4 protein-coding genes are annotated in these 11,905 nt (G+C 72.9%); all 4 read left to right on the top strand.

From position 1 onward, the window contains the following. Positions 1–10: 10 nt before the first annotated feature. Entirely contained in the window at positions 11–1,546 is a 1,536-nt protein-coding gene (locus IEY33_RS09255) for an SdrD B-like domain-containing protein (RefSeq protein ID WP_188962654.1), read from the top strand. Next, entirely contained in the window at positions 1,543–5,985 is a 4,443-nt protein-coding gene (locus IEY33_RS09250; RefSeq protein WP_188962652.1) for a COG1470 family protein, read from the top strand. The genes IEY33_RS09255 and IEY33_RS09250 overlap by 4 nt, the downstream gene beginning before the upstream one ends. 5 nt (positions 5,986–5,990) lie before the next feature. Beyond that, entirely contained in the window at positions 5,991–8,813 is a 2,823-nt protein-coding gene (locus tag IEY33_RS09245; protein ID WP_188962650.1) for a DUF11 domain-containing protein, read from the top strand. 294 nt (positions 8,814–9,107) lie between these two features. Next, a complete protein-coding gene (locus IEY33_RS09240) occupies positions 9,108–11,828 on the top strand; it encodes a sensor domain-containing protein (RefSeq protein ID WP_188962647.1) in 2,721 nt (906 codons plus the stop codon). Positions 11,829–11,905: the final 77 nt, after the last annotated feature.

Raw genomic sequence — 11,905 nt, 5'->3', positions numbered from 1 at the left:
GGAGGTGAAGATGCCGCGCGTCTCTCCCCTTCCCCTCCGCGCTCCAGAACGCGCGGCGTCCCTCCTCGCGGGCGGTCTGGCACTGCTGCTCGCGGCGACGGGCACCGTGCAGGCACAGGCGGCCGCTCCCGGCGCGACCGTGCAGAACACGGCGGCGCTGCAGGCCGGTGCGCTGAGCGTCCCGTCGAACACCGTGACGCTGCGCCGCCAGGGGGCCTGCGTGCCGCAGGTCGGCCCGGACGGCAGCACGGCCAGCCCCTCGCGCACCCTGAGTTTCGTGGCGCCCGGCACGGTCACGGTGCCGTACACGGTCACGCAGACGGGCCTGCGCGCCGGGGCCGTCACGCTGGCCGCCGAACTGCTCACGCCCACGCCGGGTGTGACCGTCACGGTGCTGGCCGCGCAGAGCGGCTCGGCGGCCCTGCAGCCGCTGACGGACCTGACGCTCGCGCCGGGCGAGCAGCGCGCCGTGCTGCTCGGCGTGAGTGCGTCCGGGCCCGTGAACGGTCCACTGCTCGTGAACCTCACGGCGACCTGCGCGGACGGGACGCGCGACGCGTCGAACGTCACGCGCCTCGACGCCCTGCAGAACCTGACGCTGCTGCTCACGCACACCGTCATGCCCGCTCAGGCGAGCGTGGGCGACGCCCCGACCTTCACGGCCGCCGTGCAGAACCCCGCCGGGAGCGCCCTGCAGACCGAGCTGCGCGTGACGCTCCCGGCGGGCCTCGCGTACGTGGGCGGGTCGGGCAGCCTGAGCGTGCCGGGCGGCAGCGTCCGGCAGGAGGGGAACGTCCTGATCTTCACGGGCGTCGTCCCGGCCGGTCGGAAGCTGCAGGTCACGTACCGCGCCGTGGTCCTGGCGGGCGCGGCCGCGCAGCTGACGGCCGTGGCGAGCGCGACCGGCGTGCTGACGGACGGCACGGCGCTCACCTCGAACGAGGCGGGCGCGGCCCTGAGCGTCACGGCAGGCGTCTTCGACCGGCGCGCGACCCTGACGGGTGAGGTGTTCATCGACGCGAACGGCAACAGTCGCCGCGACCCCGGCGAGACGCCGCTCGCGGGCGTGCGCGTGCTGCTCGCCAACGGCGTCCAGTCCCTCACGGACGACCAGGGACGGTACACCTTCCGGAACCTCGTGCCGGGCAGCTGGCTCGTGACGCTCGACCGTGGTCAGGCACCCTTCCAGGCCGCGCCGGGCCTCGGGACGCGCACGGTGGACGTGGCGGTCCTCACGACGGCCGACTTCGCGCTGCTGCGCCCACAGGCGACGCTGTCCACCCCGGTCCGTGACGGCGGGAGCGTGCAGCAGGGTCCGCTGCGCCTGATGCGGACCGTGAAGGCCCTGCCGGGCGGCGGGACGCTCGTGACGCTCGTCCTGACGTCCAGCGTGCCGGTCACGGACGTGGTGCTGAGCGAGTCCCTGCCGGACGACAGCGTGAAGGAATTCCGTTTCGCGACCCTGACGGGCACGCGCACCCTGACGTACGTCCTGCCCGGTCCGGCGGCCGACAGCGATCCGCAGCTGAGCTGGAGGCTCCCATGAACGCGAACAGGAAGAAGGGAGCCGGGCCGGGCGGCTGGCGCTGCGCGAGGCTGCTGTCGTGCCTGCTGCTGGGCACCCTGGCGGGCGGCACGGCGGGCGCGGTGCCCGTCACGCTGCACACGCTGCTGGAGCGCAGCGGCGGGGTCGGCATTCCCGCGCGGCTGCAGGTGGGCGACGCGGCGTACGACGTGCCCGAGGACGGACTGCTGCTGGACCTGCCGGTGGGCCGCTACCCGCTGCGGCTCCTGACGGACGGCGGCCGCCTCGCCGGGGACGGGGAGGACAGCGCGGTGCTGGACGTGACGGGTCCCGCTACGGACCGCGACGTGATCGTGGAGCCGCAGACGCGCCTGCGGCTGGACGTGCCTGCACAGGTGACGCTCGGTGAGCCGTTCGAGGCGCGGCTGACCGTCACGAACGGGTACGGCCTGCCGATCACGTTGACCCCCGTCCTGAACGCCCCGGACGACCTGCTGACGCTGGGCGACACGCGCCGCCCACTGACGCTCGCCAGCGGCGAGAGCGGCACGCTGACGGTCCGGATGGTCGCCTCGGCGGGCGGCACCGTGAACCTGACCGGCACGCTGAACGAATCGAGCGTGCAGGACGCGCGCGACGTGACGGTCGCGCAGGCCCGGCCAGTGACGCGCACCGATCACGTCCTGTCGGGCGGCCTCGCGGAACTGAAGACGGACGACGCGTCGGTCCTGCCGGGCGAGGTCACGACCTTCGACCTGACGCTCCGCAACCCCGGCAGCACGCCCCTGAGCGTGCGGGCCACGCCGGTCTTCCCGGACTGGGTGACGCCGGACGTGGAGAGCGGCGAGCAGACCGTGACCGTCCCGGTGGGCGAAGAGGCACACCTGAGCTTCTCCGGCACCGTCGCGTACGGCCCCGCGCAGGACGGACGGTTCCGGGTGCAGCTCTCGGGCCTGCCGGACATGACGGACGTGAGCGGCGACCTGCGGCGCGAACTGCTGAGTCTGCAGGTGGCGCAGCCGGACGAGGGAAGCGTCGGCGTGATCAGCAGCGTGAACGTGCTGCTGCGCAACCCCACGCACCACGCCCTGACCTTCACCCTGGTCGGCGGCGGGACGGGCATGACGGTGTCGCCCGTGGACCTCAGCGTGGACGCGGGCGGCACGGTCGTCGGGCAGCTTCAGGTGGTGCCGCAGCAGGCGGGGCGCCTCCAGTTCACGGTCCTGCCGGTCACGGTGCTGCCGAACGGAGAGGACGTCCAGATCGGGCTGCCGGTCGGCTCGCAGCTGCTCGCCACGGAGTCCGGCGACGAGCGCCGCGTGACCACCGTGCGGCAGCCGTACGCGCTGCAGGGTGTGCCGGGTCTGGGCGAGCCGGGCAGCAACGTGACGCTGCTCGCCTCGCTGCTGCTGCCCGAGGGAGTGGATTACGTGGGCGGCTCGACGCTGGTGGACGGCCAGCCCCTGCCGGACCCGCGCGTCGGGCCGGACGGGCGGCTGTTCTGGCCGCTGGGGAACGCACGGGCCAGCGGCACGCTGAGTTTCCGTGTGAGTCACCCGGACCTGCTGCCGACCCTGCCGCCGCTCGACCTGACGGCCCGCGTGGGCGGACGGGACCTGTACCTGTCGGGCGAGGTGGACAGCATCCGTGCCGACGACGCGACCGTCCTGACGGGGCAGGAGCGGCAGGGCCTGATCCGGCAGCCGCGTCAGGGCGCCGTGCTGCGCGGCGCGGACAAGACGGGCGTGGTGCTGGAAGGTCCGGTCGGGGTGCCCGTCACGCTGAGCGTGAACGGCGTGCCCGTCCCGGACGCGCAGGTGGGCGAGGAGACCGTCACGCTGGGAAGGCGGCGCCTGAATTTCGTGGGTGTGCCGCTGCGGCCCGGCCGGAACACGCTGGAGGCCCGCTACGGCGCGCAGACGGACGTGCTGACCGTGGACGTGGCGGGCGCCCCGACGGCCCTGCGGATCGACGCGGTCGGCGCGGTCGCGGACGGCGCGTCGCCCGTCACGCTGCGGGTGCTGGCGGTGGACGCGAACGGCGTGACGAGCGGCAACGGCATGGTGACCGTCAACACGGACCTCGAACCGCTCGTGCCGGACGCCGACCCGCGCGAGGCGGGATACCAGGTGACGATGCGGGACGGCGTGGCGGTGCTGCGCCTGACGCCGCTCGTGACGGCGCGGCGCGTCACGGTGAGCGCGGCGCTCGGGAAGCTGACGGCGCGGCAGAGCGTGTTCGTGGACATCCAGACGCGAGAACGGTACGCGTACCAGGGGAGTTTCGGGGTGCGGTTCAGTGGCGGGGACGTGAGCGTGGACGCCCGGCTACGCGGGTACGCGGAACTGCCGCTGTGGGGCGGGCAGCTGCAGGTCGCGGCGGACAGCGACGGCCTGCGTGACGCGGTCACGACGGCCAGCAGTCAGGGACGCTTCCCGAGCACCGGGAGCGCCACGGAGGCGCAGGGCACACTGTCGTCGGACTTCGGGGTGGCGTTCCGCTTCGAGCGGCGCAACCTGAGCGCCGGGTACTACGCGGCCCCGCTGACGCTCGCGCCGCTGCCGCCCCTCCCGAACTTCAGTGCCCTGCGCGCCGAGGTCCGCGACCTGGGCGTCGCGGGCCTGACCGTCCAGGGGTACGTGGGGCAGCTGCCGGGCAGCGCGGTCACGGAAACCTTCGTGCCGGACGGACGGCGCTCCTTCGTGCTGGAATCGCTGCCGCAGCCGGGCAGCGAACTCGTGACGGTCATGAGTGGCGGGATCAGCCGGACGCTGCTCGCCGGGCGCGAGTACACCCTCGACACGGCGACCGGCACGCTGGTCCTGGCCCGCGCGCTGAGCCGTTACGACAGTCAGTTCCTGCAGCAGACGCTGGTGGTGGTGTACGCGCCCGCCTCGCAGGGGGCACGCGTCCTGAGTTACGGGGTGGGCGCGAGCTACGCGCGCGGCCCGTGGACCGTGAGTGCCGCCGCCCTGAATGTCGGGGCGGGCACGCTCGCGGGGAGCCGTGACGTGCCCGTCTCGTACGGCGTGCAGGTGGCGTACCGCACGCCGGAACTGCAGGCGGCCCTGAACTACGGCGTGAGCAGCTTCGACCCGGACGGGAAGTTCGCTCTGAACGGCACGTACGTGTCGCCCGACGCGCGCGTCACGGCGAGCGCAAACCTCACGCGCACGCCCGGCACGGGCGTGGTCGGACAGGCGGAGGCGACCGTGCGGCTGGACGCGTTCCGGGTCCGTGTGGCTCACCTGAGCCTGAACGTCACGCCGGCCAGCGAGACGCAGCCGCAGCCGGTCAACGCGCAGCGCAGCACCGTGACGGTGGAGCGCCCGGTGGGCGGCGGCGTGACGCTCGGGGCGGGCCTGGAGTACGCGTGGGCACGGCCGGACGGCGTGCAGGGCGGGCTGGCCGGTGTGCTGCTCGCCCGCTACGAGCGGGGAGGGTCGTCGCTGGAAGTGACGCACGCACAGCCGTTCGGCGCGAACGTGGCGGCCCTGACGAGGGTGACGGGCAGCCTCGCGCTGACGAGCAGCACCTTCCTGGAGGCGCGACTCGCCCGCGTCTGGGACGAGACCGGCACACTGGTCGGCGAGCTCGGGGTCCGGCAGACGCTGGGCAGCGTGAACTTCTCGGTGATCTACCAGCTGCCGAACGCGAGCGGCGAGAGCAGCCGCGCCCGCTTCGGGGTGTCGGCGCCCATCCCCATCACGGACCACCTGAGCGCGAACGTCAGCGCCAGCGTGCTGCGCGACCTGGGAAACGGCGTGTTCACCGCGTCCGGCACGGTCGCCCTGCGATACCGGCAGGCGGGCTTCGCGGCGACCGGCAGCGTGGAGGTCGGGCGGGACTTCGGCGCGCAGGACGGCCGCACCGCCAACCGCCTGATCCTGCGCGGCGGCGCGAGCGGCAGCCTGAACGACAACGACGTGTCCTTCGACGCGGTGTACAACGTGATGCCGTCCCCGGGCGGTCAGTTCACGTTCGGCCTGGCGCGCCGCACGTCGGACCTGACCCTGCTCACGTACCACCGCCTGAACACGGGCAGCGGCGCGCTCGGCGTGGCGACCGCAGGCATCGGCACGGTTCTGGAGGGCGAAGCGCAGCTCAGCTGGCAGCCGTGGCTGCAGAGCGAGCAGCCGGTCCTGCACGGCCTGCAGCTGCAGCCGGGCCTCGCGTACCGGGTGCCGCTGAGCGACCCGTCGCGCTTCGCGGTGCAGGGCAGCGCGGGCGTGAGCGTGCCGCTCAGCGAGAAGTTCGCGCTGGCCGCGACCCTGTTCGTGCTGTACCAGCCGGCCCAGGACGCACCGCTCGACCTGTCCTCCGCCCTCGACCTGAAGTACGTGGTGTCGCCGGGCCTGCGTTTCGTGGCGGGCTACACGCTCGCCCACGTGGACGCCCTGACGCCCGACGCCCGTCCCGGATTCCACGTCCGTGCCGAACTCTACGGGGGAACACCTTGAACCGATTGCCTGTCCGTCCCGTGCGCGCCCTGGGGGCCGCACTCGTCCTGCTCGCCATGTTCCTCACCGCGCTGCTCGGCTCGACGGCCCGCGCGGGCAGCTGTCAGGGCGTCGGGTGCGTCACGGCCGGCCCGCGTCTCGCGCAGGTGGACAGCACGCAGGGTCCCCTGCTGAACGCACTGCTGGGCGGCCTGCTCGGCAGCAGCCTGAACGTGAGCGTCGCCGACTGGAACGCCCTGAACAGCAACAGCGTGGACCTGGGCCTGTTCCTGAACGCCCTGCAGGCCCGTACGAGCACCGGCAGCACCACCGCCGCCCTGAACGCGAACGCCACGCTCGCGCAGTTCCTGGGGGCCGCCGTGGACGCCGCGCAGCTGCAGGGCGACACGGCCGCCGTGAACGCCATCGGTGCGCTGACGGGCGGCCTGAACGTCCCGGCCCTGAACCTCACGGCGCGGGTGGGGGATTTCCTGCGGCTGAGTTTCAACCAGGCGGCCTTCGCGGGCACGCGGCTGAACCTGCTGAACCTCGTGACGGGCGGCGTGCAGCTCTTCAACTCTGCCAACACCCTCACGACGGCCAGCAACCCCATCTCGCTCGGCAGCCTGAGCGTGAACCTCTCCAGCCTCGGGATCGCGGGCCTGAGCGCCACGACGCCCACCGTGACGCTGTACGCGCAGGTGACGGAACCGCCCATCATGATCTGCGGGCCGAGCGGCACGCAGTTCTACACGGCGTCCATCCGCGTGAAGCTGAACGTGGACCTCAGCGGCCTGGACAACCTCGGCGTGACGGGCGTGGCGGGCGCGACCCTCAGCCTCACGAACGTCAGGCTGTACCTGGACGTGGCGCGCGCGCAGGGAACGCTCGGCACGGTGAGCGCCGTGAGCCGCGCCCTGAGCCTGCAGGCCACGCCGGGCCTCGTGAACCTTTACCTGGGCGACATTCCGGACAGCACCTTCTTCAACCGGACGCACGTCCTGACGGGCGCGGACCTGGGCTACGCACGGATCGGCACGGCGAGCGCCAGCGTGAGCGTGCTGGGCGTCGGCAGTCAGGTCGTGAACATGGACGTGAACGCCAGAGCGTCCGGGAACGGCAGTTACCCGCTCGGCACCCTCAGCTTCGGCGGGCCGTACCCGCAGTCCGCCAAGGTCGGGAGTTCCACGGCGGCCGTGCCGGTGCTGGTGGACGACCTGCTGCAGACGCTCGACGTCAAGCTGACCGTGACGAGCAGCGTCCTGCTGGGTCTGGAGGGGGCCGTGAACACCCTGGTCAGCACCCTGACCGCGCCCGTCCGGACCCTGAGCGGCACGGTGCTGCGCCCCATACTGGTGGCGGTGCTGCAGGCGACGGTGGACCGGCTGCTGGCACTGCTCGGCATCGGGATCGGGCAGGCGGAGGTGACGGTCCTCGGCGTGAACAACGCCTGCACCGTGACCGGCAACGTCTACCGCGACACCGAACCGGACGGCACGCGCAGCGGCACCGAGAGCTGGGGCGGCCCCGCCGTGTGGGTCACGCAGACCGTGAGCGGCGCGGCCCGCCAGAGCAGCGCGGTGGGCGCCAGCGACGGCGCCTTCAGCTTCACGCTCGGCGAGGGGACCTCCGTGCTGCTCGTCTCCCCCAGCGCTGGTGCGATCACGCCCGCCCGGCCCGCCGGGTACGTGTTCGTGAACCCCGTGGGCGGCAGTGTGACGCGCGTGGTGGACGCCAGCAGCACCTCGGTGCCCGACGTGAGCTTCGGGCTGTTCGCGGGTGACCGCGTGACCGGCACCGTGTTCCGCGACGACGGGCGCGGCGGCGGCACACCGAACAACGCCCGCCAGGACGGCACCGAGCCTATCCTGACCGCCGAGACGCTCACCCTGACCGGCAGCGGCGGCATCCGCACCGCCAGCACCGACACGCAGGGCCGGTACACCCTGTACGTCCCGGGCGGCTGGACCGCGAACCGCGTCAGCACCGGCAGCAGCCCCGTGACGGGCGTGTACGACGGCAGCGCCGTCACCCTGGCAGGAAGCGTGGGCGGCACGGGTGTCCGGCCGTACCCGCTGCCGGACCCGAGCGGCACGGACCGGCAGGCGGACTTCGGCGTGGTGCGGTCCCTGACGCTCAGCGCGGCCGCCGCGCAGAGCAGCGAGGCGCCCGTCACGCTGCGCTACCTGCACACCCTGAAACCCGGCACGCTCGGCACGCTGAGCGTCTCGGCCATCAGCGCGTACCCGGCGCGCGTGTCCCTGGACAGCAACTGCGACGGGACCGTGGACGCCAGCGAGCGGGCCACGACCGTCACGACCGTCACGGTGGACGCCGCGTGGCCGCGCGACCCGTCCGGCGACCTGAAAGGCTGCGCCGCCGAACTGGCCCTCGACGTGCCCGCCGGAACGCCCGACGGCAGCAGCGACAACGCCCTGCTGAACGTCACGCTCGCATGGAGCGGCAACGCGGGCGTCACCGACGCGGCAGGCACCGCCGACCGCAGCACCGTCGTGCCCGGCACGGTCCTCAGCAAGAAGGTCAGCAACCTGACGCGCGCGCCCGCCACCGAAGCCGACACGGTCGACGCGTACCCCGGCGACACGCTCCGGTACTGCCTGACCGCCACCAACACCGGCCCCTTCACGGCGAGCGCCGTGGTGGTGCAGGACACCCTGAAACCCAGCGTCACGTACGCGCCCGGCACCCTCACGCTCGACGGGACGACCCTGACGGACGCGGCCGACACGGACGCGGGCGAGCTCGTGGCGCGGCAGGTGACGGTGCGCGTCCCGACCCTCGCTGCGGGCGCGCAGACGCGCATCTGCTTCCAGGTCCTCGTTCCCTGACCCCCCGGACGCGGGCGGCCCAGGCACACCCGCCGGGGCCGCCCGTCCCGCTGCGGGCTGGATTCCGCGTGCCGACCGGCCACGCTGTCATATGTACGAAAACTGCAAGAGCTCAAGACCGATACTCTGTGCAGTCACCCCGCCTCGCCGGTCCGCCCGGCAGACGGGGACACGAATGTACGGCGGCGTTCCACGCCCCGGAAGGAGGGGAGCGATGCAGCAACTCGGATCACAGGCACGGCAGATTCCGGCCTCGTATGGCCCTGGCGACCTGCCGCGCGCTCCAGAACACCCTTGAACGCCACCCAGAACGTCTCCCAGCAGCTGTTCCTGAGCACCCTGTCGGACCTGTTGAAACTCCACGCGCCGCACGCGACGCTGCTCGCCCCGGTCGACGGGCAGGTGTTCCGCATCACGGCGGCCGCGCCTGCCCTGCCGCTCCCCGGCAACGACCTCACCCCGCCCGACGAGTGGATGGATCACGGCGAGATGCGCTGGCTCAGTCAGGGCGGCGCGCTGCTGGGTCTGCTGTGGTCGCAGGAGGCCCTGCCCGACACGGCGGGCGCCCTGCTGAACCTGCTGCTGCGTTCCGCGTCCAGCGGCCACAGCGAGCAGGACAGCGGCCTGATGCTCACGCACCTGCCCGCGCCCGTCGCGTGGCTGGACGGCGACCTGCGCTTCCGTCAGGTCAGTCGGCACTTCCTGAACCTGCACGGCCTGCAGCAGCGCGACGTGCTCGGCCGCCGCGTGGACGACGTGTTCCCCACCCGCGCGCAGCTCGTGCATCAGCTGGGGCGGGCACTGGCAGGGCAGGCCGTGACGCTGCCGCTGGAACAGGTCGCGGTGCGCGGCGAGCGCGCCCTGTGGCTGCGCGGCGAGGCCAGACCGTACTTCGACGCGCAGGGCATCGGGGTGCTGTGGACCAGCCAGGACGCCAGCGAGGAGCGCGGCCTCGCACAGCAGCTCGACAGCCTGCTGGACGACAGCGGCGTCATGATGGCCGTGCTGGACCCGCAGGGACAGGTTCAGAACGCCAGCAGCGCCCTGATGGCCCTCGGCAGTGCGGGCGGCCAGGCGCAGAACACGCTGCTGGGCGCGGCCTTCTGGGACTGGCCGAGCTGGCCGCCCGAATCGCGTGAGCGTCTGCGGGCCCTCGTGGCGCAGGCCGCGACGGGCGAGGCCGCGAGCGCCGAGGTCTGCACCGCGCGCGGCAACGTCCTGCAGATCAGCGTCCACGGGGACGTGCAGGGCGCGGGACCGGAAGACCCGTCCGCCGGGACGGGCATGCTGATCGCGGAGTGCCACGACCTGTCCGCCCTGCGGGAGCTGCAGGAACAGGCGGCCATGCAGCGCAGCCTGATCAGCGAGATCCTCGCGCGAAGCAGCGAGGCGACCGTGATCGTGAACTCGGGCGGCAAGGTCACGCTCGCGAACGAGGAGGCCGCGAACCTGCTGGGGATCGAGGGGTCACGCCTGACGGGCGCGGGCCTGGGCCGCCTCATCCGGGACCTGGGCGTGCAGCTGTACGACAGCGACATGACGCTCCTCGACTACTCTGACTGGGCGCGCGAGACGATGCCCACCGATCAGGAACTCGTGCTGGTGAACGCGGCGGGCGTGCAGCGCACCGTGCGTCTCGGCGTGAGCCTCCTCCCGAGCCTGGAGGGGCAGCGGCCCGGCCTGATGCTCACCATGCGGGACGTGACCGCCATGCGGCGCATGGAGGCCAGACTGCGGCACGACACGCTGCACGACGCGCTGACGGGTCTGCTCAACCGCAACGGGCTGCGCAGTCGCCTGCAGTCGCTCGGGCCGGACGCGCACGTCTCGCTGCTGGCGCTCGACATCAGCGGCTTCTCGGCCCTGACGGCGGCACTCGGCCGCATCGCGAGCGACGCGCTGCTCGTGCACCTCGCCGCGCGCCTCGTGGACTGGCGTCCGAACCTGCTCGCGGCCCGCCTGAACAGCAACGTCTTCGTGCTCGGCGTGACCGGCCAGAGCGACAAGGACACCCTGGAGGGCTCGCTGCGCGAACTGCAGCACCACCTTCGCACGCCGCTGCGGCTGTCCGGCCGGGACCTCCCCCTGAACTTCCACGTGGGCGCGACGGGCGGCCTGGTCGGCCGGGACGCCGACGCGCTGCTCGGGCAGGCCGAGACGGCCCTCAGCTACGTGAAGCACGAACGGCAGGGCGCGGACCGGCAGGGGGTCGGCGCGGTGTACCAGGAAGCCATGCGGGCCGAAGTGGCGCGCGACTTCCGGCTGGAAAGCGAACTGCCCGGCGCACTCTCGCAGGGGCAGCTGCGGCTCACGTACCAGCCGCTCGTGTCCCTGAACCCGGTGGAGGGACCGGTCGTGGTGGCGGCCGAGGCGCTGCTGCGCTGGCACCACCCGGAACTCGGGGTGCTCGCCCCGCCCGTGTTCCTGCCGCTCGCGGCCCGCAGCGCCCTCATCAGCGACATCGGCGAGTGGGTGGTCGGGCAGGCGCTCGCGGCCCGCACGCAGTGGCAGGCGGCCCACCCGGGCCTGCGGGTCAGCGTGAACCTCAGCCTCGACGAGCTGCTGCGGCAGGACAACCTCGAACGCCTCTTCCCGCTGATGGAGGAGCACGGCCCGCCGGACTTCGAACTGAGCGCCGGGAGCCTCATCGACTACTCCGAACGCACGCTGGGCCTGCTGGAGCGCCTGCACGCCCTGGGGGCACGCATCCTGGTGGACGACTTCGGGGACGGCGCGTCCAGCCTCACCAGCCTGGAGCGCTTCCCGATCTCCGGCATCAAGCTGCACCCGAGCTTCGTGGCGCGGCTGCAGAACCCGCGCGCCTTCAAGCTGCTGGAGGCCACCACCACCCTCGCCCGCAGCCTCGCGCTGAGCGTCACGGCGGTCGGCGTGGAGACTCGGGAACAGCTCGCGCTGCTGCGGCAGGCGGGCGTGGGGGCCGCGCAGGGGTACATCTTCGCCGCGCCGATGGCCGCCGACGCGCTCGACACCTTCCGCGCCCCCGACCTCGACTGACCCGGGCTCCGGACGGCTGCTGTCAGGGCGAAGCGGGCACCGAACCCTGTGTTCTGGTGCCCGCTTCGCTGAACTTC

It is taken from the genome of Deinococcus aquiradiocola (assembly GCF_014646915.1).
Lineage (GTDB): Bacteria > Deinococcota > Deinococci > Deinococcales > Deinococcaceae > Deinococcus > Deinococcus aquiradiocola.
Note: the sequence above shows the minus strand (reverse complement) of the source record. Positions and strands in the feature narration are given on the sequence as shown.